General features: G+C 69.8%; 23 protein-coding genes and 1 pseudogene. 9 read left to right on the forward strand and 15 right to left on the reverse strand.

Going from position 1 to position 24953, the window contains the following annotated elements; all coding sequences use genetic code 11:
* Nucleotides 1–7: 7 nt before the first annotated feature.
* Nucleotides 8–574 carry an imm11 family protein gene (locus G4D83_RS08355; RefSeq protein ID WP_163864146.1) on the forward strand — a complete coding sequence of 189 codons (567 nt, stop codon included), beginning with the start codon at nt 8–10 and terminating at the stop codon, nt 572–574.
* 3 nt (nt 575–577) lie between these two features.
* Here the strand turns inward: G4D83_RS08355 and G4D83_RS08360 are convergent, their stop codons facing one another.
* From G4D83_RS08360 to G4D83_RS08375, 4 genes are all read right to left on the reverse strand, one after another.
* Complete coding sequence (locus tag G4D83_RS08360; RefSeq protein WP_163864147.1) at nt 578–1750, reverse strand: tetratricopeptide repeat protein; 1173 nt, start codon at nt 1748–1750, stop codon at nt 578–580.
* Nucleotides 1751–1837: 87 nt separating this feature from the next.
* Entirely contained in the window at nt 1838–3556 is a 1719-nt protein-coding gene (locus G4D83_RS08365) for an aldehyde dehydrogenase family protein (protein WP_163864148.1), read from the reverse strand.
* Nucleotides 3557–3636: 80 nt separating this feature from the next.
* Complete coding sequence (locus G4D83_RS08370) at nt 3637–6033, reverse strand: M56 family metallopeptidase (RefSeq protein ID WP_163864149.1); 2397 nt, start codon at nt 6031–6033, stop codon at nt 3637–3639.
* Nucleotides 6034–6036: 3 nt separating this feature from the next.
* Nucleotides 6037–6420 (reverse strand): BlaI/MecI/CopY family transcriptional regulator, encoded by a 384-nt coding sequence (locus G4D83_RS08375; protein ID WP_163864150.1) that lies wholly within the window; start codon nt 6418–6420, stop codon nt 6037–6039.
* Between the two features lie 385 nt (nt 6421–6805).
* Between G4D83_RS08375 and G4D83_RS47190 the strand changes: the two are divergent.
* Nucleotides 6806–7744: pseudogene (locus tag G4D83_RS47190) on the forward strand (PAS domain-containing protein); the annotation flags it as partial.
* Between the two features lie 12 nt (nt 7745–7756).
* Nucleotides 7757–8902 (forward strand): sensor histidine kinase, encoded by a 1146-nt coding sequence (locus G4D83_RS47195; protein ID WP_420826627.1) that lies wholly within the window; start codon nt 7757–7759, stop codon nt 8900–8902.
* Between the two features lie 4 nt (nt 8903–8906).
* On the opposite strand, the gene G4D83_RS08385 is transcribed toward G4D83_RS47195, so the two are convergent.
* The 3 genes from G4D83_RS08385 to G4D83_RS08395 all read right to left on the reverse strand — a co-directional run bounded on the left by G4D83_RS08385 (nt 8907) and on the right by G4D83_RS08395 (nt 12369).
* The gene (locus G4D83_RS08385; RefSeq protein ID WP_163864151.1) at nt 8907–10298 is read right to left on the reverse strand and encodes a hypothetical protein; all 1392 of its coding nucleotides are present in this window, start codon (nt 10296–10298) and stop codon (nt 8907–8909) included.
* Between the two features lie 152 nt (nt 10299–10450).
* Nucleotides 10451–12058 (reverse strand): phospholipase D-like domain-containing protein, encoded by a 1608-nt coding sequence (locus tag G4D83_RS08390; RefSeq protein ID WP_163864152.1) that lies wholly within the window; start codon nt 12056–12058, stop codon nt 10451–10453.
* Between the two features lie 68 nt (nt 12059–12126).
* Nucleotides 12127–12369, reverse strand: a complete 243-nt coding sequence (locus G4D83_RS08395) for a chaperonin (protein ID WP_163864153.1) — start codon at nt 12367–12369, stop codon at nt 12127–12129.
* Between the two features lie 413 nt (nt 12370–12782).
* Between G4D83_RS08395 and G4D83_RS08400 the strand changes: the two genes are divergently transcribed.
* Both G4D83_RS08400 and G4D83_RS08405 read left to right on the forward strand, forming a co-directional pair.
* Nucleotides 12783–13358, forward strand: a complete 576-nt coding sequence (locus tag G4D83_RS08400) for a hypothetical protein (protein WP_163864154.1) — start codon at nt 12783–12785, stop codon at nt 13356–13358.
* Between the two features lie 109 nt (nt 13359–13467).
* Nucleotides 13468–14256 (forward strand): hypothetical protein, encoded by a 789-nt coding sequence (locus tag G4D83_RS08405; RefSeq protein WP_163864155.1) that lies wholly within the window; start codon nt 13468–13470, stop codon nt 14254–14256.
* A gap of 33 nt (nt 14257–14289) precedes the next feature.
* Here G4D83_RS08405 and G4D83_RS08410 read toward each other — a convergent pair whose 3' ends face one another.
* From G4D83_RS08410 to G4D83_RS08440, 7 genes are all read right to left on the reverse strand, one after another.
* Nucleotides 14290–14748 (reverse strand): hypothetical protein, encoded by a 459-nt coding sequence (locus tag G4D83_RS08410; protein ID WP_163864156.1) that lies wholly within the window; start codon nt 14746–14748, stop codon nt 14290–14292.
* Entirely contained in the window at nt 14745–15392 is a 648-nt protein-coding gene (locus G4D83_RS08415; protein ID WP_163864157.1) for an anti-sigma factor family protein, read from the reverse strand. Before G4D83_RS08415 ends, G4D83_RS08410 begins: the two co-directional genes overlap by 4 nt.
* 73 nt (nt 15393–15465) lie before the next feature.
* A complete protein-coding gene (locus G4D83_RS08420) occupies nt 15466–16080 on the reverse strand; it encodes an RNA polymerase sigma factor (protein WP_163864158.1) in 615 nt (204 codons plus the stop codon).
* Between the two features lie 76 nt (nt 16081–16156).
* Nucleotides 16157–17119, reverse strand: coding sequence for an Immediate early protein ICP0 (locus tag G4D83_RS08425; protein WP_163864159.1), 963 nt, complete (start codon nt 17117–17119; stop codon nt 16157–16159).
* 387 nt (nt 17120–17506) lie between these two features.
* Nucleotides 17507–18007 (reverse strand): hypothetical protein, encoded by a 501-nt coding sequence (locus tag G4D83_RS08430; protein WP_240356216.1) that lies wholly within the window; start codon nt 18005–18007, stop codon nt 17507–17509.
* A 5-nt stretch (nt 18008–18012) separates the two neighbouring features.
* A complete protein-coding gene (gene hemF / locus G4D83_RS08435) occupies nt 18013–18927 on the reverse strand; it encodes an oxygen-dependent coproporphyrinogen oxidase (protein WP_163864160.1) in 915 nt (304 codons plus the stop codon).
* A 21-nt stretch (nt 18928–18948) separates the two neighbouring features.
* Nucleotides 18949–19707 (reverse strand): hypothetical protein, encoded by a 759-nt coding sequence (locus G4D83_RS08440; RefSeq protein ID WP_163864365.1) that lies wholly within the window; start codon nt 19705–19707, stop codon nt 18949–18951.
* Nucleotides 19708–19865: 158 nt separating this feature from the next.
* Between G4D83_RS08440 and G4D83_RS08445 the strand changes: the two genes are divergently transcribed.
* Nucleotides 19866–20456: a hypothetical protein gene (locus G4D83_RS08445; protein ID WP_163864161.1), complete on the forward strand. Its 591-nt coding sequence runs from the start codon at nt 19866–19868 to the stop codon at nt 20454–20456.
* Between the two features lie 28 nt (nt 20457–20484).
* Here the strand turns inward: G4D83_RS08445 and G4D83_RS08450 are convergent, their stop codons facing one another.
* The gene (locus G4D83_RS08450; protein WP_141641313.1) at nt 20485–20775 is read right to left on the reverse strand and encodes a DUF3467 domain-containing protein; all 291 of its coding nucleotides are present in this window, start codon (nt 20773–20775) and stop codon (nt 20485–20487) included.
* Between the two features lie 69 nt (nt 20776–20844).
* On the opposite strand from G4D83_RS08450, the gene G4D83_RS08455 reads away from it, so the two are divergent.
* From G4D83_RS08455 to G4D83_RS08465, 3 genes are read left to right on the forward strand one after another with little or no spacing between them, the layout of a single operon-like run.
* A complete protein-coding gene (locus tag G4D83_RS08455) occupies nt 20845–21645 on the forward strand; it encodes an alpha/beta hydrolase (protein WP_163864162.1) in 801 nt (266 codons plus the stop codon).
* A 54-nt stretch (nt 21646–21699) separates the two neighbouring features.
* Nucleotides 21700–22416: an ABC transporter ATP-binding protein gene (locus G4D83_RS08460; protein WP_163864163.1), complete on the forward strand. Its 717-nt coding sequence runs from the start codon at nt 21700–21702 to the stop codon at nt 22414–22416.
* On the forward strand, nt 22413–24953 hold the full coding sequence (locus G4D83_RS08465) for an FtsX-like permease family protein (RefSeq protein ID WP_163864164.1): 2541 nt from the start codon (nt 22413–22415) through the stop codon (nt 24951–24953). Before G4D83_RS08460 ends, G4D83_RS08465 begins: the two co-directional genes overlap by 4 nt.

Below are 24953 nucleotides of genomic sequence, written 5' to 3' on the forward strand. Positions count from 1 at the left end.
AACACCCATGCCGAGTCGCTTCTTCAGGATGGCCGAGGATGTCCAGGCCGGGAACTGGTACCTGGGAGATGCCGAGGACTCTCGCGGACAAGAGGTGGAAGACCCTTGGATGTTCAGGGGCGGGCGGACTGTCCGCGTTGAAGGTCCGCTGAGCATCCCCATCGACGAGCAGGGCAAAGCGCTGGATTTCTCCCTGGCGGGCGTGGGCCTCGCGCCCATCGTCCACGTCAAGGTGGCAACCCTCGTCTCCGAGCTGGCTCCCGACGATGTGCAGACCGTGCCCGTCAGCATCAAGGGCCATCCGGACCAATACCTCATCCTGGTCGCCACCCGGCTCATCCACTGCATCGACGAACAGGCGTCCAAGGTCCAGTTCTGGGAACCAGGGGACGGGATGCCTCAGAAGGTCGGCCAATACTTCGCGGTGAACGACCTTCGCATCGACGTCACGAAGGTCGGCGATGCCAAGGTCTTCCGCACGGCGGGCTGGGACCTGGCCCTCATCGTCTCCGAGGAAATCAAGCAGGCCCTGGAGCGCATCAAGACCACCGGCGTGAAGTTCACACCGGTGTAGCTCTCAACCCTCGGTCAGCGTCTTCAACAGCCGCTCGGCCTGCTCGCGGACGACGCCTTCTCCCAGCGCCTGCGCGCGCTGTGCGTGGTGGATGCACGCGGCGCGGTCCGTCAGGAACAGGGCCACGGACATGTTCAGGTGCGTCGTCGCATCCTCTGGATGCGCGGCCAGCGCCAGCTCCAGGATGGGCTTCGCGCGAGCATGCTCGTCGTCCTGCATCAGGAGCAGCGCCAGGTCATTCACCGGCCCCAGCTCGGTGGGCACCAGCGCCACCGTCTCCTCCAGCCTCCGACGTGACTCCGCGCGCTCACCCAGCGCTCCATGCATCTGCGCCAGCGCATGCAACGTCTGCCAGCTCCGGGGCGCCAATCGCAGCGCCTCCTCGAACAGCGCCTTCGCCTCCGCGAAGCTGCCCGCGCTCATCACCGCCAGGCCGTGCATGTACACGTAGTTCACGTGGTTCGGCTCCACCTGCCGCAACTCCAGCGCGGAGCGCTTCGCACCCTCGGGACTTCCCGCCGACAGGTACAGCTTGAACAGGTCCTCCAGCACCGCGCGACGCAGGCCACCCTGCGCCTTGTCCAACGCCTGCGTACCCGCCTGGATGCCCAGCCCCAACGAGCCCTGCGCCGCGTGCGCGCGCATCAACATCAGCAGCGGCATCGCCTCCTGCGCCGCGCCCTCGGCCGCCTTCTGGAAGTGCGTCACCGCCGCGCTCGGCGTGCCCTGCTGGAGATGGATGCGCCCCAGCTCGAAGTGCGTGTGCGCGCTGTCGGGCGACACCTGGAGCGCGGACTCGTACGCGGCCCTCGCGCCATTCAAGTCACCCCGGTCCAGCAGCAGGCCACCCAGGTTGAAGCGCTCGAAGTAGCCCGACGTGGGCGCCGCGGCCAACGCCTTGAGCGCCTCCAGCGCATCCGCGTTGCCCGCCTGCGCCCTCAGCATGGCGAGGTGCGCCTGCCCCTCCGCATGGTCCGGCTTCGCATTCAAGAGCCGCAACGCCGCGGCCTCCGCGTCGCCGGCGGCGCCCGTGCTCAGGTACGTCCGGACCAGCCCCAGCAGACAGTCCACGTCGGCCGGGTCGATGGCGAGCCCCTTCTGGAAACTCTTCACCGCCTCCTGCGGCTGCCCCACCTGGAGAAACCGTCCGCCTTCCCGAGCATGCGTCGATGACATGCCCCGGGTTTATCACGGGCTCATGAGCCTCGGCAGCCCGGGGACAGGCCCCCCCGAGCCCCTGCTGGGAGAGCGAATCCACGACACTCAGCGACGCAGCGCCGCCGCCGCGATACCCGGCATCTTGAGCCAGGACGGGGACCGCTCGAACTGGACCAGCCGCCGCCCCAGGTCACCCACGCTCCGGTGCCCCGGGACCCAGGGCGGGACGGGCAGGCTCGTCAGCGGCGCCCGCAGGACGGACTTCTCCACCTGCTCCAGCATCAGGCTGTTGTGCACCCAGCCCAGGCCACTCTGGATGTCCCGGGCCGTCGAGGACGGATGCCCACCCCAGGGCAACGAGACGAGCGCATAGCCCGCCGCGGGCCACGTGTTCACCGCCACGGTGCCGTAACGCAGCTCGCGGATGGCCTTCTCCAGCGCGGCGGCCACGGCCGTGTCCTTCAGCGAGCGCGGGTGGATGACGAGGGTGACGTTCAACGTGCCCCACACCTTGTCGTTGAGGAACGACACCGCGCTCGAAAGGAAGGCCACCGGGTCGTCTCCACCGGGCAGCCCCGTCTCCGAGAGCACCGTGCACCAGGGCTCGTGACGGAAGACCCGGTCCTCGGCGTGGCTCGGGTCCACGTCTGGAATCAGCGCGAAGGGCAGCTCGCCCACGCCCGCGTGGCCCACCTGCCGCAAGCGCGGACGTCCCTCGGTGAACTGGCGCCAGCGCTGGTCCGCGCCCGGGTAGTACGCGCGTCGCACGGTGGCCTTGCCCAGGCTGGCCTCCACCACATCCACCAGGTGCGCGCGCGGCCTCCAGTCCTTCGGCTGCACCAGCAGCTTGGCCGCGTTGCAGTTGAAGGACGCGTTGTTGGACACCATGCCGGCGATGCTGTCCGCCTGGAAGCGCAGCTCCCCTTCCGTGTACGGCCCTGGCACCACCACCACCGGCGAGATGTTCCCCAACTCGCTGGTGAACGGCTTGCGCAGCAAGGGCTCATTGCGCGCGCGGCGCGCGTCCGACTCCGGGCCGGGCGGCCCCCACACCAGGGCGTCATGGGTTTTATCGCTGCCGGTGATGTGGACCTCATCCACCGCCGGGTGCCCCACCAGCGCCGCGCCTTCGTCCGCGCCGCCGTACACCACGGCGAAGACGTCCCGCCGCGCCAGCGCCGCGAAGGCCCGCTCCAGCATGGGCCCCAGGTAGGCGTTCACCGGGTTCATCTTGAGGACGCACGCGGCGCCTTCGACGAAGAGCTTGTAGAGACAGTCCGCGGGAGGAATCGAGTTGACGTTGCCCGCACCGAGCACCGCGCACAGCCGTCCGTCATGCGGCTTGCGGTAGAAGGACGCCTGGTGCTCGCGGAGATTGTCCGCGGTGACTCCGGGGAGGAAGTGGACCTCCCCTTCGGTGCGGGGCAACAGCATCCCCTCGAGCGCGTTCATCGGGTAGATGCGCGCCGCGAGCCTTCCGTCCTCCAGCGTGCGCAGCCGGGACGCGGGGATGCGCGGGACACCGTGACGTTGGATGTCTCGCAGTGACGCGGCCAGCAGGCGCAGGTTGCGCACCACCACCATGGGGCCCGCCAGCCACTCTTCTCCGGCCAGCGGACCATTGGGGTCGATTCCCTTCGCCTCACAGGCCGCGCGCACGCTCGGCTCGGCGATGGCCATGTAGCCGCGACTGAGCTCCTCCAGCAGCGAGAGCCGCTCGGGAATCCCGAGCTTCACCCACGCTCGCGAGCCCTGCTTCACCCGCTGGATGACGGTCTCCAGCGTACCGACGGGAGTGCTGCGAGGGGCGGCGGCGAGGCTCATGGGGACCTCCGGCAGAGGACGGGCTCCTCAAGCTAGAGGAGCGCCAGCCCGCGCGACACGAGTCCCCACGCGGACCGTCATCAGGTGGGCAACGGCTGGCCCAGACCCTTGCGCAGTGCCTCGTCGATGACGGATTGGATCTTCCGCTCCGAGTCGCGAATGTCGGACTCGTGGAGCTTGTGGACCTTCTCCATCTCGCGCCCCATCTCCTCCTGTCGCTTGCCGAGCTTCTCCTGCTCGCGGCTCAGCTCCTCCTGCTGCTTCGACAGCTCCTCCTGCTTCGCGTCGAGGGCGTCGATCTCCTTGTCGAGCGCGGCCTCCTGCTTGTCCAGCTCCGCCTGACGACGCTCGCGCTCGGCCTCGGGGAGCGAGTCCAGGCGATTGGACTCCAGATGCAACCCGGCGCGCTTGTGGGCCAGCTCGGCGTGCTGCAACCCCAGCTCGCTCTGCTGCACGCCCAGCTTGCCCTGCTTCAGTCCCAGCTTGCCCTGCTCCTGCCCCAGCACCCCCATGCGCGAGCCCATGGCGCCCTGCTCCAGGCTCTTCACCCGGATGGGCTCCATGGCGTCCTTCATCGCCTTCAGTGTGGCCGCGTCACGGATGATGAACGCCTCACCCTTGCGACGGACGTAGAGCAGCTCGCCGCCGTTCTTGTCCTTGAACATCTTCGCGAGCTTCAGGTCCACCGTGCTGCCGTTCATCGTGGCCTTGTCGCCTGACAGCAGCACGTAGCCGGAGTCGTCGTCGTCATCGAGAGGCGCCGGGGGCGTGGGCGGCGTCGGAGGAACAGCGAGCACACCGCTCACCGCCAGGCGTGGCGCGACTGGGGCCATGGCCAGCATGGGCCTCGGCGCGACAGGAGCCATCACGACGGGAGGCAGCGGCGGCTTCGGCGCGACAGGGCGCTCACCCACGGGAGCCATCGGCGCCACCGGTGCGACGGGACTCGGTCGAGTCACGGGCATCGGCGTCGCGGGCGTCGCCGCGTCCATCGTCCCGGTGCGCACCGTGCCCCGCTTCCTGGAGGTCACCGTCGTTGACGGGGCATTGTCGGGCGATGTCGGGCTGACAGGACGTGGCTCCGCGATGGGCGCCGACGCGGGAGTCGTGCTCGACGCGCGCTCCTGCTTCGGCTCCGCCTCCTGCTCGGGCGCCGCCTCCTGTCGCGCGACGACCTGGAAGGGAACCAGGGCCACGAGCCCCAGCGCGGAGACCGTCACCTTCAACCAACGACGAGAACGGGAGGAACCGATGTCGACGTGCTCCAGCATGCTCAACCTCCTGTGCAACGCGTGAACGTGAGCGGACGCACCGAGCGCGGCGGCGGTCCCATGAGAACGGGTGACTCCGAAGGCGAGCAGCAGCTCGCCGTAATCCGCGGGCTCCGCGCCCGTCAGCCGCAGCGCCTCCGCGTCACACGCCTCCTCGCGGGCCAGCGCGTATTCCCGCGCCGCACGACGAGCGAGCGGATGGAAGAAGAGCAGCGCCTCCGCCAGCGCCGGCACCCAGCCGAGCCACAAGTCACCGCGCTTCAGGTGCGCCACCTCGTGCGCCAGCGCCATGCGCAGCCCCTCCACGGGAAGCCGCTGCACCGCCTTCGCCGGCAGCACCACCACCGGAGACCACAGCCCCGTCGCCAACGGACTCGCGACGACGTCCGACACGAGCAACGAAGGAGCCCGCCGCAGTCCCGCGCTCTCCGACAACTCGAGGACCTCGGCCTCCAGCACCGGGTGCACCAGCGGGCGCGCACTCCGCCGCAACCGCCGCATCAAGGCCCAGCTCCGCGCCTGCGACCGCACCTGCCACGCCACGCCCATCACCCACGCCGCCAGGAGCGACAACACCAGGACCTGCTTCCAGCCCACCGCCAGCTCACGCATCCCGGACAGGAGCGAGCCGTTCACGGCTCCGACACCCTGCCCCGAGGCCTCGGCACCCGACACCCGGGTGACCTGTCCCGGAGGCTCGGCGCTCGACCTCCGTGTGGCCTGCCCCGAGGGCTCTTCACGCGCCACCCGCGCGCCCTGCCCCACCGGCGCGAAGTGGACCTCACCGCCCACCATCCCGAGATTCCCCACGTGCGTGTCACGCTCGCCCACCGACACATGCGCCGCACCGGTGGACCGCGCCACGACGGCACTCCGCTCCGTCGAGCCGAGCGACGTCCCCATCGCGCCACCCTCGACGCGCTCGGAGCCCACGGGCGCCTTCGCCTCCGTCTGCCCCGAGAGGAACGCGAGCGACGCGGGCAACACCGGCAACGCCAGCGGACGCGGCCCGCCCAGCGACACCACGAACTTGAGCGCCACCAACCACCACAGGCCCGCGCGCAGCGAGGCCGGCATCCGCGTCCACACGCGCGTCAGCCCCCACACCAGCGCCGCGCACACCGCGCCCTGCCACGACGCGCGCCACAAGCCTTCCGGCCACGAAGCCAACCCCGAGGCCACTTCCATCAGCCATCCGGTCCGCATGGGCTACTCCTTCCGCTTCTTCGAGCGAAGCCGCGCCACCACATCCTGGAGCTGCGCGAGGTCCTTGTCGGAGACATCGTCCGCGTCGGACAGATACGCGGCGAACGGAGACAGCGAGCCGGAAAGCGTGCGCTGGACGAAGTCGCCCACCACGTCCCGCAACAGCTCTCCCTCCCGCACCGGCGAGGCGTACTGGTACACGCCGTCCACCTTGCGCCGCGTGAGGTAGCCCTTCAGCCGCAGCCGCTCCATCACCGTCAGGATGGTGGAACGCGCCAGCCCCTGGGGCTCACCGAAGCGCTCCACCACCTCGCCCACCGTCGCGGGCCCGTGCTCGGCCACGTACCGCAGCACCGACAGCTCCTGCTCACCCACCGGCTTCTTCATGACCATCCCCTGACGACAACTGTAGTCACGGAACAAGTACGCCTGACTACAGCCGTAGTCAAGCAGGCACCAAGGGGCGAAGCGACCCTTTCCCGCCACTGGGACGAGTCCCATGTTTGGGAATGAGCGGGCGGCCATGCCGCAGGGGGTGGCGCGAGTGACGAAGGGCGACATGCGGGAGGGGCAGGCAAGGCCGGACGCCGCCGCTCCGGCGAGTCCCGTGCCCGCGCTCGAGCGACTTCTCCAGGTGGGCAGGAGCCTCCACGCCGCGCTCATCGTGGACGCGGCGAATCACATCGTCTGGATGGACTCGGTGCTGACCCTGTCCGCCGGCTGGGAGCAGGGGGACGTCGAAGGGCGAGCGGCGGACGAGGTGCTCGCCCGGATGCCCTGGCTCACCCGCGCGCTGGAAGCGGCGCTGTCGGGTGGACAGGGGCTGGGCGAGGGAAGCGGCGAGAGCCAGCGGCTGCGCGCCCTGGTGCTGGCCGTGCATGGAGACGACGACGAGTTGCTGGGAGCGTGCGCGAGGCTCCAGACGCTGGGGCTCGAGGAGGTGGCGCGAGACGCGCTGACCGCGGAGTTGTCACGCGTCCGCAAGCGCTACGAGGACTTCATCGACAGCATCGACGGCATCGTCTGGGAGGCCGACGCCGAGTTCCGCTTCACCTTCGTCAGCCGACAGGCCGAGCGGCTCCTGGGCATCCCCGCGGAGCAGTGGCTGCGCCAGCCGGACTTCTGGGCGCGGCACGTCCATCCGGATGACTGGTCGGAGGTCCTCTCCTCGTGCCTGAGCGCCTGGCGGCAGGGGCGTCCTCACGAGTTCGAGTACCGCATGCTGGCCGTCGACGGGCGCATCGCCTGGATGCGGGCCCACGTCACGGCCGTCTCGGAGGAGGGCCAGCCAATGCGGCTGCGCGGGCTGATGGTGGACGTCACGGAGCAGCGCCTGTCCCGCGAGCGGCTGGAGCACACCCACTCCGTGCTGCGCGCGACGTTCGACTCCATCGCGGACGGCGTCATCGTGGTGGACGCGGACCAGCGGATGATTGCCTACAACAAGCGCTTCCAGCTCATGTGGGGACTCAGCGACGAGGTGATGGAGTCACGTGTCGCGCAACGGGCGCTCGAACTCGCGGCGCCGCTGGCGAAGGACCCGGAGCGCTTCGTCACGCGCATCCAGAACCAGCTCATCCTCTCGGAGGACGTCACCGTGGACACCATCGAACTGCGCGACGGCCGCCTGCTCGAGAGCACGTCGCTGCCCCAGCGGATGGGCGACGCGGTCATCGGCCGGGTGTGGAGCTACCGCGACGTGACGGAGGAGCGCCGCGCGAAGGTGGAGCGGGAGCGGCTGCTCGTCGCGGAGCAGAACGCGCGGGAGCGTGCCGAGGAGTCCTTCGCGCTGCTCGACACCTTCCTCAACCACGCCCCCGTGGGGCTCGCCTTCATCAACCGGGAGCTGCGCTACCTGCGCATCAACGACGCCCTGGCGTCCCTGCACGGGCGCAAGCGCGACCAGGAGCTGGGCAGGACGGTGCGGGAGATGAACCCCAATATGGCCTCCACCTTCGAGCCGCTGATGCTCCAGGTCATGAAGACCGGCATCCCCCTGAGCGACATGGAGATGTCCGGACACGTGCCCGCCACGCCCGACGAGCTGCGGCACTGGCGCGTCAGCTACTACCCGGTACGGACCCCGAGCGGTGGCATCGTCGGCCTGGGCGCCGTCGTCGTGGAGGTGACGGCGGAGCACCGCGCGCGCCAGGAGCGGGAGCGGCTGCTGAAGGAAGCGCAGGAGGCCATCCGCGTCCGGGACGACTTCCTGTCCATCGCCGCCCACGAGCTGAAGACGCCGCTGACGCCGCTCAAGCTGCACCTCCAGATGATGAAGCAGCAGTCCGCCGCGGGCCACACTCCCAAGCCGCACCACGTGGACAAGGCGCTCGCCCAGGTGACGCGGCTGTCCGTGCTCATCCACGACCTGCTGGATGCCACGCGCATCGAGGCCGGCAGGCTGGAGCTGCGCCGCGAGCCCGTGGAGCTGCAGGCGCTCGCCAACGAGGTGCTCGCGGAGACCCGCCCGCTCGGCCATCAACACACGCTGGAGTACGAAGCGCCGCCGGAGCCGCTCATGGTGAAGGGAGACCGGGGCCGGCTGGCGCAGGTGCTGACGAACCTGCTGGAGAACGCGTTCAAGTACAGCCCCAACGGGGGCGTCGTCCGGCTGACGCTGGAGCGCGACGGAGCCCAGGCGCGGATATCCGTGAAGGACGCGGGCATCGGCATCCCCGAGGACCAGCGCGAGCACCTCTTCCAGCGCTTCTTCCGCGCGCGCAACGCGCCCATCTCCGGCTTCGGCGGGCTGGGCCTGGGGCTCTACATCTGCCGCGACATCATCGAGCGTCACGGGGGCCACATCTCGGTGGACACGGAGGTGGGCCAGGGCTCCACCTTCCGCGTCACCCTGCCGCTGGAGACCTGAACGCTCAGCGCTGGAAGTCCACGCCCACGCCCATGCCCGCCGTCACGCCGCGCACCAGCTGCCCATCCGCCTGCGGGAAGTGCACCGTGCCGCCGGAGCCCCAGGCGTACAGGTGGTTCATCAACCGCTGGCGGACCTCCACGCCCAGCGAGTAGCGCGGCCTGTCCCCCAGCGCCGTCAGCACCGCGCGCGCCAGGGCCCGGGTGCGGCCTCCGGGCAGCTCGAAGCCCGCTGACACATCCAGGTCCGTGCGGCCGAAGCCGTGGTACTGCGCGGCCAGGCTGCCCAACAGCAGCGTCGTGTCGGCGCTGCCCTTGGCGATGGACGCCTCCAGGTAGCCGGCGAAGCCGTCCGGAAGCTCCTCGTCGGCGATGGGCTGCTCCGCCAGGCCCGTGCCGGAGAAGCGCCCCAGTTCGTAGTCCGGGCCGAACATGCCGAAGCGGAAGCGCCCGCCCTGCTTGCGCCCTTGCAGCGTGAAGCTGAGCTGCGTGCCGCTCTCCAACTGGCCCTCCATCGCCACGCCCAACAGGCCACCGACGGCCGGCGAGTGCGACTCCGCGAAGCGCGCGCCACCGGCGAGCAGCGCCCACGCCCGCAGGCGCTCACCCTTGTAGAGCGCGACATCGCCGCCCACCGAGGTCAACGTCATGTTCGGCGTCTCGCCGCCCGCCTTCGCCGCGTCGTGCGCGGCGGACAGGCGCAAGAGGTAGCGGTCGAACTTGCCCGCGTCATCACTGGCCGCGCGGCCCAAATCCAACATCAGCTCACCGGCGAAGATGCGCGCGCCCAGCACGTCGCTGGCCAGAATCTCCGCGCGCACCGGGCCCTTCACCATCGTCAGCGCGCCACCCGCCGGGTGGTAGTCCGGCGACGACACGTTGCTGTAGCGGCCCATCAGGTAGCCCCGGCCGAGCGACTCGTCGACGAAGGGCTCCACGCGCAGGTAGAGCGTCGACTGCCCCTCCTGGCCGATGCGCAGCATGCGCACCACCTGGCCGATATCGCTCAGCTCGTCCCAGTCCTCGCGGCGCAGGCGCGCGCCGTAGTCGCCGTCCGCCTGCTTGGGCTCCTCGTCCACCATGCGCATCCGGAGGTTGGCGCCCAGGCGCAGCACGAAGGAGTCTCCCTTCGTCAGCCCCAGCGACGGGTACACCCGGATGAACAAATCCTGCCCGCCGTCCGGCGTTCCGGAGGGGAGACTCAGGCCACCGGCCTCGAGCTGGCCGCTGAAACCGAAGCCCTCGCCGCCCACGCGACTGCCTGGAGGCGCGGGTTCATCCAGGCGCGCCGCGGACACGGGCGTGTCCTGTCCGGAGGGCTCTGGCCCCTCCTCGGAGATGCTGGAGCTCTGGTTGGAGACGAGTGCGAAGAGGACGAGAAGGGGGGCGCCAGTCATCGTCCCCCGAGTCTACCCGGCCCCGTGCTCCCGCGAAGCAACTGGGCCTCACGGTGTGGGTGACACTGCCGAGCCTCGGCACACCCGCCTCACGGGTGCCCCCCCGCCACGCTCCTCCGCTCTCCGGGCAACCCCGCGCGCGCGGGCGGCCTTCAGCCGCAGCGACCGCCCTCGTCATCCGGGCCCGCGGGCAGAATCGCGCGATGGGGCCGCTCCTCCGCCGCGCCCACCAGCCAGCGAGACAGGAGCCGGATGCCCGAGGCGAACAGCCCGTCCTCCGCGCCGCGCAGCGCCTCGAAGAGGGACTCGTCCAGCACGGAGTCCTCCGGGTCGATGACGAGCTCCTCCGGCTCCAGCGACTTGAGCAGCGGGCTCTGGTCGAACACCGTCTCCAAGGGGTGCGGACGCAGCCGGTGCAGGCCCGCGCTCGCGACCGCGTCCAGCCAGTCCACCCACGCCGGCTCCGCGCGAGCCAGCGGCAGCAGCTCCTCCACGCCCGACAGCCCCGCGTGCTCCGCCACCAGCGACAGGCGGACGCGGCGGATGGCGAGCGACACCGCGTCGCCCTCCTCCTCCGACTCCCAGCTCAGGTTCAGCTCCGAGTCCAGGCCGAGGCTGCGGTTGGTGGTGTTGGCCGAGCCCAGCGTGAGGAAGCGGTCGTCCACCACCATCACCTTCGAGTGGATGTACGTGTAGACGTCCGCGCCCGTCTCCGGGTCTCTCCCCGCCGAGCAGTACACCCGGAAGGTGTTGCCCGTCTCCTTCGCCACCTTCTCCAACGTGCGCAGCAGCCGCACCTGGGCGATGCCCATGGCCAGTTGCTCTCGCAGGGCCTCCGGCTGCCGTGGCAGCACCAGCACCACCTGAATCGGTGGACGTCCGGACGCGCGGAAGCGCTTCACCAGCGCCTGGAAGATGGCCCGCGACGAAAAGTATTGGTTCTCGATGTAGATGAACCGGTCAGCCGCCTCGATGGCGTCCAGGAACAGCGCGCGCACCTCCTGCACCGCTTCCTGCGGCGGCACGAGCGTCTTGCCGAACGTGCGGCTGATGGCCACCGGCCCTGGCGGCGCCGGCACGCTGGACGAGAACGTCACGTCGTCGCGCGCCACCCTCGGCAGGTGCAGCTCACCCCCGCCCGAGTGCGCCCAGCGCGCCTCGAACAGCTCCGTCAGTCTCTCCACCACCGGGCCCGTCAGCACGGCCTGCACGTCGTGGTAGGGACCGTGGGGGTCTCTGCCGCTGTCACACCTGAGCGTCGAGCCCAGCCGGTGCTCGCGGTCATCCCACCGACAATCACAGACATCCATGCCGCCCGTGAAGGCCTGCACGCCGTCCACCACGACGAGCTTCTGGTGATGCGCCCCATACAGGGGACTGGAGGCGTCGAAGCGGAACTTCACGCGCTCGTTCGTCGTCCAGTTGAACAGCAGGTGCTGCATCCACTCGCGCTCCATGGCGAGCAACATGCTGAAGTCCCACGCCAGGATGTAGACGTGCAGCTCCGGGTTGGCCCGGCACAGCGCATCCAGCATGGGCAGCAGCCGTACTTCGCCGCCGCGCGCTTCTTCCAGGTCCTCGCCCCGCAGCAAGGACACGTCGCTGTCGAACTGCCAACCCGTCATCGCGATGTAGCGACGGGCCTTCTTCGCCGCCCGGTACAGCTCCCGATAGTAGTCGCGCCCGTCCACCAGCACGCCACCGTCGCTCGAGTCCTCCACCGTCCAGCAGTTGCGTCCGGGAATGATGATGCGTTTCACGCAGTCCGCTCCCCTCGCCGCCCCCACCCTGAGCGCCACTCGCCGTGGCGCCGTCCGCGCGCTCTTCTTCAGCCCACGAAGACGATGTGCTTGCCGGTGGCGAGCGTCATGTCCGTGGAGGACATCACCTGCTTCACCTTCTTCACCTCGCCGCCCACGGTGTCGAACGCCGCCGCGATGAGGTCGCCCAGCGTCACCTGCACCTGGCGCGCGTGCTTCCCAGCGCCCGACACCGCCCGAGCCGTCGTCGCCTTCACCTGCCGCGCCTTACGACGGATGACCTGCCCACCACTCCGCTGAGTCTTCGCCATGGTTCTTCTCCAAGGATGAGGGATGCACCGCGCCACCACACCGACCCGCCACCGCCGCCGCCGCCCGCCTGCCCCCAGCCCAAAAGCAACCCACGTGCCGAAGCTCAACCCCGCGACTTCACTGGAATCAGCCGCCCGCACCGGCTCCGCGCTTTGTGCAGGACTGCCATTTTTTCAGTCCGGACTGCGATCTCCGCACGACCTGTCACGCCCACCCGCATCCGCACACCCGCGCCCCAATCCTCCCACGCGAGTGTTTGAAACCTCACACGAGACATCAAGACATGGGTCAGCCCTACCCCCAATGTAAAACGTATTCACGCCAGCGGAAAAGTTTAAACATATCAGTCAATTTGAAAAGACTTGAGAAAACGGCTTCAATGCATGGCACCGCATCGCGAGGTCATCCACGTATGGAATTGAAGACCCCTCCCTCAGTCCATCCCGCCCCGCCCACCTTCGCCGCCTTCCAGGGCGTCGAAATCGTCGGACAGTCCATCCTCGCCATCGTCAACGGAATGGAGCTGGCCCAGGCCCGGGCGCTGCGAATCCTCGCTGAGAACGGCATCACGCCCCTGGAGGCGAAGACGTGGTACCCGATGCCATCGCTGTTGAAATCCTTCAGCCTGGTGTTCGAGAAGATTGGCCCCAGCACGGTGCGAACGATTGGCCGGAAGATTCCAGACAGCGCGCACTTTCCCCCGGACATCGACACCCTGGAGAAAGGGCTGCGCGCGGTGGACCTGGCGTACAAGATGAATCACCGGGGCAAGGGCAATATCGGGGGTTACCACTACGAGCCGGTGGACAAGCGCAACGCGAGGATGCGCTGCGACAATCCCTATCCGTGCGACCTGGACTACGGGCTCCTGGAGGCAATCACGGACAGGTTCCGTCCCAAGGATTCGCTTTGGGTGCGTATTGAACATGACCCCAAGAGTTGCCGCCGTCGGGGAGATGGGGCCTGTACGTACAACATCAGTTGGTAGCGCACATCGCAGGCCTCCAGGCCCGCGTGGCTCCCCCACTCGGACCTGGGCGTCGTCTAAAGACACTCCGCCTGGGCCGCGCGGAGACATGCATCCGGGAGGGACATCCATGAAGGCCGTGCTCCAACACATCGCGGTGTGCGAGGAGCGGTTCGCCGCACACCCCTTCTTCGCGGACCTGAAGCAGGACCGACCGATAGAACAGGTGATGGCGTTCGCGCCTCGCCTCACCTTCTGGGTGATGACGTTCCAGGACGTGCTGCGCCTCAACGCGCACTTCATCCAGGACGCTCACCTGAAGGAGCTCGCCACGCATCACCATGCGGAGGAAGGCGGGCATGACCAGTGGTTCGAGGACGACATCGCCCAGCTCACCGGGGGCTCGCTGAGCATCGGCACGCTCTACGGCAAGGCCCACGCGAAGACGCGCGACGCGGCGTACTCCATCATCAGCGAGGTGTACCGCTCGGTGGATGACCGGCTGCGCATCGTCCTGTTGTGGGCGCTGGAGTCCACCAGTCACGTGTTCTTCAGCCGCACCGCCGTCATCAGCGCGGCGCAGGGCGCGGACGACAAGCTGAAGTACTTCTCCGACCACCACATGCAGGCCGAACAGCAGCACGCCATGTTCGAGCAGCAGCTGGCCGAGGAGCTGGAGGCCATGGTGCTGGCGCCGGCGGTGCGCGATGACGCACTGGCCATGGTGGACCGCATCTACGCGGCCTTCGACACCATGTTCGACGGGCTGCGCATCCACCTGGAGCACGAGCGCGCCGACCAGACGGAGCCGCGACGCGCCACGCTCGCCCCCGCCGCGAAGGTGGAGGTCGAGGAGCCCTTCGAGGTGGACGAGGCCGACTTCAGCGATGTGGCGCTGGAAGTGGACCGGGCCGCCTGAGCCATCAGGCCCGGCAAGCCCGCCCCAGGCGGGCTACTTCGAGGGCGGGGAGAGCACCAGGATGAGCTCTCCGCCCACGTACTTGCCCGCCTTCTGGTAGACGGCGCCCTGACGGCCCAGCTCCACGTCCAACGTGGGCTGGCGCGGAATGGCCACGCGCACCGTGGCGGTGCCGTCCTTCATGCCCAGCAGGAGCAGCGACGCGTTGCTGCCGTTGGGCAGCTTCACCTCGGTCGCCGTCTTCGCGCCCACCTCCAGCTTGTCGTTGGACAGGCGCTTGAAGGACGTGAAGTTGAAGTTCTGCTTCTCGAACTGCTCCTTCATCTTCGCCAGTTCCGGGGGCTCCACCTCCGAGCCCTTCTTGGAGGCGAGCACCACCTCCACCTGGACGCTGACCTTCTGCTCCTCCTGGGCCCGGCCCACCACCGGCATCAGCAAGCCCAGACCCAGCACGGCCAGCAGCAGCCGGCCGGACGACACGTTTCTTCTCACAGGGGACCTCCCGAGGGGCGCTCCACGTCGGTCTTCGGCTTGCCCAGGGGCTTGGGCCCCTTGCCCTTGCCGCGGAGCCCGCCGCCAATGTCCTCTTCCAGCTCCTCGTCCTCTTCCGACGGGGAGCCGTCCTGCGTCTCTTCATCCACCAGCCAGATGATGGTGCCACCGTTATCGGTTTCCATCACCACCGGCGCCACGCGGGCGTCCTGGTAGGGCTGGATGGACTTCACCGTCATCCGCTCCGCGCCGTAACCCACCGGGGCCCTGTCGCTGAGGAGCAGCGGCAGCCCCACCAGCACGAGCACCGCCGCCGTCGCCAGCGAGGAGACCATCGCCGTGCGCTGGTAGAGGAACATTTCAGACAGCGCCAGCTTCAGCCGCTCCAGGAGGGGCGGCTTCTCCGGCGTCACTCGCGCCATGACCTTCTGGGCGAAGTCCTTGAAGTCGACGTCATCCACCGCCATGTCCAGGCCGACCCGGAGCAGGCCCGATTCGGCCCGCAGGTCCGCCGCGCGCCCCGTGCAGTCGCGGCACGCGCCGAGATGACGCTCCACGTTCACCCGCTCCGCGGGGGTCAGCTCCCCGTCGACATACGGGGAGAGCATGGGGACGAAACGCTCACATGCGGGATTTCCGGCCATAACCTTCACCCTGCTCGGTGGTGGAAGCTGCGAACGCTGTGACGCGGGGGTCCCTCAGATATTCGAGGGCCCTTCATTCGCTGCCCACTCCGCTCTTCGCTTCGTCCAACTCCAGGTATTCACTCAGGATTTTCTGGACCTTCGCCCGGGCATGGAAGAGGCGGCTCATCACCGTGCCCTTGGGGATATCGAGCGTCCGGGCCAGGTCCTCGTAGGACATGCCCTCAATCTCCCGGAGGAGGAGGATGGCGCGGTGCTTCTCGGGCACCGTGGCGAGCGCTTCCTGGATCTTCTCCGCCAGCTCGCGTCGCAGCGCGCTCTTCTGGGGGTTGGTGCCCAGGCGACTGCCCAGCGCGCCGATGCGCGCCTCGGACAGGTCCATGGCCTGGTTCTCGTCGAACTCCACCACCTCGCCTCCGCCTCCGCGCTTGCGCAGCACGTCGATGCAGATGTTCACGGTGATGCGGTAGAGCCAGGTGTAGAAGGACGAGTCACCCTTGAAGTGGTCCAGGTACTTGTAGACCTTGACGAACGCCTCCTGGGAGACGTCCATCGATTCCTCCTTGTCCTTGAGCATGCCGAGCGCGACCGCGTACACCTTGCGCTGGTAACGCTCGACGAGGAGTTTGAAGGCGCGCTGGTCGCCGCTCCGGACGCGCTTGACGAGTGTAAGGTCGTCGGTTGCCAATGGGTGCGGCAACGTACCACAAGCCGGCCAACGCCGAGGACTTTCCGCCGCGAGGTCGTCTCCCCGGCCCTTCTGCCTAGAGGCTCACGAGCGCCAGCACGACGAGGGCGATGCCCACCAGGGCCAACATGGCCCCGAAGGCCACCCTGTCCCACTGCCCCTGCGCCACCGCCCCGTCCTCGGGCTCCGAGCGGAACCGGTGCAGCACGTTCCAGAGCATCATCGGCCCCAGCCGCTTGCCCGAGGCACGGCGCCGGCCGTCGGAATCCTGGGGCGGGTCTTCGGACTCCTCGGACTCGGACGCCCGGAACTCCAGCGGCGCGGGGCCGCCCCGGAGCGTGTCTGGTCCCCGGGCCTGCATGGCGAGCCCTCCCTCGGCCAGCCCCTCCTTGCGGACGGCGGCCTCTGAGTGGCGGACCTCCGGGGGCGGCTCCAGCCGGACGGTGGCCACCCGCTCGCGGGCCTCCTCGGGCGTCCCGGCATTCAGCACCCACAGGCCCTGCGTCACGCCGTCCTGGCCGGTGCGCGCGTCGCGCAGCTCCGCGAAGCCCTGGGCCTTGAGCGAGTCACGGAAGGCCTCCTGCCCCTCCTTCTGGGACGGCTGGGCGACGGCGGTCTCAGCGTAGGCGGCGAAGAAGGCCCACAGCCGGGTGGCGCGCTCGCTGCTCGACAGCTGCGAGGGCTTGAGGTGCTGGGCCAGCAGCGCCGCGTCCGAGCCGAAGCGCAGGCCCAGCTCCTCCTGGCCCGCCACCTTCTCGAGCCCGGGAGGAATCAGCTCCGCCACCCTGCGCACCGGCGCCCGTTCCTGGCCACCCAAGGTGGGATGGCCACCGGGGATGGTGCCCTCGGTCCGGAAGGCGTCGCCCTTCCCACGGCCCGCCAGCCCGCCGCCCTCGGGGACCTGAGGGAGGGAGCGCGGCACTCCCGAGGGGGATTTGAGGAGGAGCCGGGCCAGCCGGCCGAAGCCGGAAGTGATGCGCGAGGAAGAGGACATGGGCGCGGCCTCGTCATCCAGCGTGGAAAGGGGCGTCTCCAGCACGTCCCCGGTGGGCTCCGGCTCCGCCGAAGGACTCCGGGAGCCTAACGCGGGAGTGTCCTGAGGGCTGTTTCGGGAACTGGACGAAGTGTCCGCCAGTGACGACGTGCCCCGCGGAGTGGCGCTGCTCTCACGCGGTGTGTCGGAGACGGGGGTGCGCCAGATGCGGGTGGGCTCCGGGCCGTCCGGCTCCATCCCGTCACCGATGAGGGGCAGTCCCGCGGGCGGCGTCCGGGGGCTGGGGCCCGCACTGGACGATGCGCGAGGGCCAGGCTCGCCCCGAGGCTCCCCGCCCCTGCCCGCCCGGGAGCCATCGCGAGGCCCCCTCATGTCGCCGACGTGGCCCATTTCCCAGATTCTCGCCCTGAGCGAGGAGTGGGTTGCGGCCCGTCACTCGCCTTCGCGCTCCACCTCGACGGCGGTTGTCATCCCGTTGGCATCCAGCCGCACGCGGTAGACGGAGTTCAGCCCGTCCCCGTCGAAGTCGCCGCGCGCCAGGCACGACACCTCGGGCTCTCCCACGGGGCTCTCCTGCACCACCACCTCGTACTGGAACCGGACCTTCTCCCCCGGCTCGAAGCCCAGGCGGTGGAAGACGTCGTTCTCCGGGAAGGGCACCGCCTCGCCGCCTCGCGGCACGTCCCGGGGCGTGGGGCCCGCGACTTGATAGGCGCCATGCTCGTCGCGGTAGGCCTGCACCGCGTCACAGAGCGCCAGCACGTTGAGGCGCGCCTCGGTGTCGGTGGGGCGCTCGCTCGACCGCCGGGCGTGCCGGAGGGAGAGCACGCCCAGCACCGCGGCGATGACGCCCAGCACCAAGGCGAGGAAGGGCCACTTCTTGAGAGGGCTGCTGCTCGAAGGCGGCGGGGACGGTGACGCGTCGTCGGACATGGTCCTCAGCCCTCCGGCTTCCAGGCGGCCCAGTCGCGAGGCTGCCGCAGCACGTCCACCAGCCGCGCCTCCCAGGTTCCGGGCTCGGGGTGGTGGTCATAGCGCCAGCGCGTCTGGGGCGGCAGGGACATGAGGATGGACTCGGTGCGCCCGCGCGTCTCCAGGCCGAAGACGGTGCCCCGGTCATAGACGAGGTTGAACTCCACGTAGCGCCCGCGCCGCACCTCCTGCCAGAAGCGCTGGGCCTCGGTGAAGGGCGTGTCCTTGCGGCGCTCGGCGATGGGCAGGTAGGCGTCCAGGAAGGCCCGGCCGCAGTCGCGCACGAAGTCCAGCTCGCGCTCCAAATCCCCGCCCATGTTCTCGAAGAAGACGCCGCCCACGCCGCGCGTCTCCTCGCGGTGGCGCACGAAGAAGTACTGGTCACACGCGGCCTTGAAGCGCGGGTAGTACGTCGAATCGTGCGTGTCGCACGCGGCCTTGTGCACGCGGTGGAAGTGCGCCGCGTCCTCTTCATAGAGGTAGTACGGCGTCAGGTCCGCGCCACCGCCGAACCACGCCTTGCCGCCCTGGTGGATGAAGCGGTAGTTGGCGTGCACGGTGGGCACGTGCGGGTTGCGCGGGTGCAGGACGAGGGAGATGCCGCCGGCCCAGAAGGAGCGCCCCTCGCCCTGGAGCTTCTTGGCGAACTGGTCCTCCAATTCACCGAAGACCACCGACGTGTTGACGCCCGCCTTCTCCAGCACGGCGCCGTCCTCCAGCACGCGGCTGCGTCCGCCGCCCCCGCCGGGCCGCGTCCAGGCGTCCTCGCGAAAGCGCCCCGTGCCGTCCAGTCGCTCCAGCGCGCCGCAGATGTCGTCCTGCAGCGACTGGGTGAAGGAGGCCATCCGCTCCTTCAGACTCTCCACGTCCACCTTCGTCATGCCTGCTCCTGGCGATTGGCGCTACGGCGCGGAGTAGTCGGCCGGCGCCTCGAAGTCCACAGGCGGAACGGGGGGCGCGTTGTGGCCGGCCGCATCGAACGCCTCGATGCGCGCCCGGTAGCTGCGGCCGTCCTCCATGGCGAACGTCCCGCTGCACGCCTCGTGGCCGATGAAGGCCGTGTTGTTGCTCACCGGCACCACGTACTGCTGGACGCTGGGGCCCGGGCGACGCGGCTCCAGCTTCACCACCAGGTACGCGGGGCTCTCCTCCTTCAGCGACAGGTTGAGGCGCACGAAGCGCGCGGTGCCCTGGGCCGTGCGGCGCAGGAAGCCCTCCGACACGGCGGGGCGCTTCTGCCAGCGCGGCGGCTGGGTGTCGGCGCCCTTGCCGGTGTTCCACTCGGGCAGCACCACCCCACCCCGGCCGTTGAGCAAGGTGACGTTGGGCAACACCTCGTCGAGCCGCAGCGTGTAGCGCGTGTCCGGCTCCAGCTTGCCCACCACCTTGAGGACGATGGTGGCCCGTCCCAGGCTGCTCTCCCAGCCGCGCTGCGCCTTCACCTCCACCTCGTGGTCGCTCGCCACCAGCCGCAGCTTCTTGCCCACCAGCGCGATGACGGGCTCCCGGGCCGTGCCCACGCCTTCCAGCAGGAACCGGCTGTTGATGGGGACGATGGCACCGGGCGTGGGAAACAACTGCACGCCGTCACCCAGGCACTGGGCAGAGGCGGTACGAGCGCACAGCAACACGAACAACGAGACGAGGATTCGGAGCACGATGTCCCGAGTCTGCGCCGCCGCCGGATGGATTCCAACCCGTTCAGCGCGCCCGGCGATATGAGCGGCACACACGGTGCGTTTCCAGGCGTGTCCCCCGCGCGCCAGGCCCCAAGCTCGCGCTCCCCCCGTCTTCCCCGGGGAATTCCGAGAACATCGCCATGCGCTCACGCCTTTCGACGTGGGTGACGGTCGGGCTCCTGTGGGGAGCCTGCGGCTGCGCCGTCACGCCCGAAACCCGCCAGCAGTTGGTGGAGACCACCAGCGGCAATGCCATCTACGCGCTGCCGTCGGACGCCCTGCTGGCGACGACGCGACGCCTGCTCGCTGAGCAGAAGTACGAGCTGCTCCCCACCGCGGACCCGCTCTACATCCACACCACCTGGCGCATCCGGGGCAACACGGACATGGGCGCCAGCTGGTCCCGCATCTTCGTGCAGGTGCATCCGCTGTCGGACGGCCGCGCCGTGCTGCGCGCCTACCGGATGGCCTACACCACCAACGGGCGCGCTCCCGAGCATCCCTCCCTCGGCGCTGGCACCCGGGACGCGAAGCTGGGGGATGGAGCGGCGGCGGCCTCCGTCCAGGGGGAGCCCCTGTCACCGACGAAGCCCGTCGTGCGCCGCGCCTCGGATATCGAATGGGAGGTGCTGTCGCGCGTGGAGCCCAGGCTCGCCGCCCACCTGGAGGCCCGCGCGGAGGCGTACCTGGCCACCGGAAGGAAGGACCCGAGCGAGCCCACCGAGGAGTGAGCACGCCGCCGGGCCTCAGGGCCCCACGTCAGTGCATGCCGCCGTCGTCCTCGCGCAGGACGATGGCGCCGTACTTGGCCTCATAGCGGTTGAGGTTGTCCTGCATGGCCAGCATCAGCCGCTTCATGTGCTTGGGGCTGGTGATGATGCGCGAGCGCACCTTGGCCCGGAGCTGCTGCGGTTGGACGTAGATGAAATCCAACGTGAATTCCGTGTCCGTATGGTTCACGAGGGCCATGTTCGCGTACTGACCATTGGCGACGTCCTCGTCGATTTGAATCTGCAACTGCATGTCCGGGGGCTTCGGAGTGTCCGCCATGAGGCATGGGGCATAGCGCCTGCGCCTCCGCGTGGCCAGCCTGTCTTCATGATGGATGCCCTGCTCGCCATGGACGCTGGGAAGACGGAGCCCTTCGAGCTGGGACGGGGCCCCGACGCGTGCCTGCTGCTGCACGGCTTCACCGGCAGTCCCTGGGATGTGCGCCCGCTGGGAGAAGCGCTGGCGGCGCGGGGGATGCATGTGGTGGCGCCGCTGCTGCCGGGCCACGGCACCACGCCCCAGGCGCTCCTGGGAGTCACCTGGCGCGACTGGCGGGCGGCGGCCCGGGACGCCCTGGACTCACTGCGAGGCCACCGGAGCATCTTCGTCGCGGGGCTGTCCATGGGGGCGCTGCTGGCGCTGGGGCTGGCGGCGGACCATCCGGAGGCGGTGCGGGCGCTGGCGCTCGTGGCCCCGGCGGTGCGCTTCCGGGGGCCTCGGATGATGCTCATCCGACAGCTGTCGCGCACGCCGCTGTTGGAGTGGGCGCGCCCGTGGGTGGAGAAGACGGGCACGGACATCTCGGACCCGGTGGCCCTGGCCGAGGCGCCGGTGCTCGCGGGCTTCCCGGTGGCGCGCCTGAGGGATTTGGTCACCTTGCAGGACGAGGCGGCGCGCCGAGTCTCGGGGGTGCGCTGTCCGGTGCTGGTGGCGGTGGCCGAGCAGGACCACGTCGTGGACCCGGAGGGAGGACGGTGGCTGGCGCGCCGGCTCACCGGGTCTCCGAGCGTGCGCGTCGTGTCGCTGCGACGCGGCTTCCACGTCATCCCCCGGGACACCGACGGCCCCCTGCTGGCGAGCGAGGTAGGGGGCTTCCTCACGCAGTGGCGTGACTTCGGGGAATGGGAGCCACAACCGGCGGGCGCGTGACGGGGGCTCGGGACGCGGCGAAAAGCGCCGTCCCCGTATATCAAGGGCTCGCACATGACTGAGTCCGACACTCCTCCTCTCGTCGAGCTGCGTGACGTCACCAAGTCCTATGCCGAGGGCGACACCGCGCGCGAGGTGCTCTCCGGCGTGCGGCTGACGCTGCGCCGGGGCGAGTTCGTGGTGCTCCTGGGCCGCAGCGGCTCGGGCAAGTCCACGCTGCTCAACCTCATCAGCGGCATCGACCTGCCCACGCGCGGCGAGGTGCTCGTCGATGGACGGAGCCTGGGCACCATGAGCGAGCGGGAGCGCACGCTGCTGCGCCGCGAGCACGTGGGTTTCATCTTCCAGGCCTTCAACCTGCTGCCCACGTTGACGGTGGAGGAGAACGTGCGGCTGCCCGTGGAACTCAACGGGCACGACGCGGCGGAGGCGAGCGCGAAGGCCCGGGCGCTGCTGGAGCGGGTGGGCCTTGCCACTCGCGCGAACAGCTTTCCGGACCGGCTCTCCGGTGGCGAGCAGCAGCGCGTGGCGGTGGCCCGGGCGCTCGCGCACTCACCGCCGCTGCTCCTGGCGGACGAGCCCACGGGCAACCTGGATGAGGCCACGGGTCGGCAAGTATTGGACTTGCTGGAGGGCCTCACGCGGCAAGGCAACGCGTGCGCGTTCGTCGTCACGCACGAGCCGGGCCTCGTCGCTCGCGCGGACCGGGTGTTGGAGATGACGGGCGGGCGCCTCGTTGAACGCGAAGCGCCGCGAAGGGAGCCCCGGTGACGAACCTCCTGGTGCGCTCCAGCCTGCGCCACCTGGGTCGCCACCCGTGGCTGACGGCGCTGTCCCTGCTGGGCATCGCCCTGGGCGTCGCGGTGGTGGTGTCGATTGATTTGGCGAGCGGGAGCGCGCTGCGCGCCTTCGAGCGCTCCACGGATGCGGTGACAGGGAGGGCCACGCATCAGCTCGTGGGCGGTACCTCGGGACTGGCGGAGGATGTGTACCGCGACTTGCGGCTGCGTCCGGATGCGCCCGTGTCCGCGCCAGTGGTGGAGGGCTACGTGCAAGCGGCGGTGGGCGACCGGCGCACGCTGACGGTGCTGGGGGTGGACCCCTTCGCGGAGGCACCCTTCCGCGACTACGCGGGGGACGAGGCGGTGGGCGACGTGGGCGCGCTGCTCACCCAGCCGGGCACGGTGCTCTTGAGCGCGCGGGCCGCGCGGGCGCTGGGTGTGGAAGCCGGTGGACTCCTGCCGGTGCGCGTGGAGGGCCGCGAGACGTCGCTGCGGGTGGCGGCGCTGCTGGCCCCCGCGAATGAGGACACCGCGCGGGCGCTGGAGGCGCTGGTGTTGACGGACGTGTCCACGGCGCAGGAGGTGCTCGGGCGCGTGGGGCGGCTGACGCGCGTGGACCTGCGACTGACGGACGGAGACGCGCAGGTGGAGCGACTGCGCGCGAGCCTGCCCACGGGGACGGAGGTGGTGCGCGCGTCGGCACGGGCCAGCACGGTGGAGCAGATGACGAAGGCGTTCCGCACCAACCTCACCGCGCTGTCGCTGCTGGCGCTCGTGGTGGGGATGTTCCTCATCTACAACACGATGACGTTCTCCGTGGTGCAGCGGCGCGGACTGCTCGGGCGGCTGCGCGCGGTGGGCATCACCCGGGGCGAGCTGTTCGCGCTGGTGCTCGGCGAGGCGCTGGTGCTCGGCATCGTCGGCACGGTGGCGGGGCTGCTGCTCGGCATCCTCCTGGGGCGCGGGCTGGTGGGGCTCATCACCCAGACCATCAATGACCTCTACTTCGTGGTGAGCGTGCGCGGGCTGGTGCTGGAGCCCTTCACGCTGGCCAAGGGACTGGCGTTGGGCCTGGGGGCCACGGTGCTGGCGGCCCTGGTGCCCGCGTGGGAGGCAGCCCGCTCCGCGCCGGCGACGACGCTGCGCCGCTCGGCGCTGGAGGACGTGTCGCGCACACGCGCGCCGAAGCTGGCGCTGCTCGGGGTGCTGGTGCTGGCGGGAGGAGTGGGGCTGTTGGGGTGGCCCACGCAGGCGCTGGTGCCGGCGTACCTGGGGCTCTTCTCGGTGCTGATTGGCGCCGCGCTGCTGGTGCCGTGGGTGACGGAGCGGCTGTCCCTCTTCGCGGCGGTGCCCCTGGGATTCGCCTTCGGGCTGCTGGGACGCATGGCGGCGCGCGGGGTGAGGACGAGCCTCAGTCGCACGGCGGTGGCGCTGGCGGCGCTGATGGTCGCGGTGGCGACGACGGTGGGCGTGGGCCTGATGGTGTCCAGCTTCCGAGGCACGGTGTTGTCGTGGCTGGAGTCCTCGCTCCTGGCGGATGTGTTCATCTCCCCACCCTCGCTGGTGGCGCGACGAGGAGACTCCACGCTGGCGCCGGACCTGGTGGAGCGACTGCGCACCCTTCCGGGCGTCTCCGGCAGCAGCACCCTGCGCGTGACGCGGGCCCGGGTGGACGGCGTGCCCACGGACCTGCTCGCCGTCGACTTCAGTCGCTCTCCGGCGCGGCCCTACCAGTTCAAGCAGGGTGAGGAGGCCGCCGTGTGGCGCGAACTGGATGCGTCGACGCAGGCGCTCATCGTCTCGGAGCCCTTCGCGTTCCACCGAGGAGTGGGCGTGGGCGACACGGTGCGACTGGCCACGGACCGGGGACTTCAGGCCTTCCGCGTGGCCGGCGTGTACTTCGATTACGGCTCCGACGTGGGGACGATGCTGATGCCTCGCGCCACGTACGAGCATTGGTACGAGGACAGGGGCGTGAGCGGCGTGGCGCTGTACGCGTCGCCGGGGCAGGACGTGGACTCGCTGGTGACCGCGGTGCGAGAGCGCGCGGGGGATGAGCAGGCATTGCTGGTGCGGGCCAATCGCTCACTGCGACAAGCGTCGATGGAGGTGTTCGACCGCACCTTCACGATTACCCAGGTGCTCCGGCTGCTGGCCATCGGCGTGGCCTTCGTAGGGGTGCTCAGCGCGTTGATGTCATTGCAGTTGGAGCGGGCGCGGGAGTTCGCGGTGCTGCGGGCCATGGGGCTGACGCCTCGACAGCTCTGGGGGTTGGTGTCGCTGCAGACGGGGCTCCTGGGTTTGCTGGCGGGGTTGTTCTCGATGCCGCTGGGCGTGGGGCTGGCGTACATCCTGGTGCATGTCATCAACCAGCGGTCCTTCGGCTGGACGGTGCGGCTCGAGGTGATGCCGGAGACGCTGGGGCAGGCGATGCTGCTGGCGTTGGTGGCCTCGGCGCTGGCGGGGCTGTACCCGGCGTGGAAGATGACCCGTGCCAATCCCGCGTTCGCGCTGAGGGAGGAGTGA

Source organism: Myxococcus eversor, assembly GCF_010894455.1.
In the GTDB taxonomy this organism is placed as follows: domain Bacteria; phylum Myxococcota; class Myxococcia; order Myxococcales; family Myxococcaceae; genus Myxococcus; species Myxococcus eversor.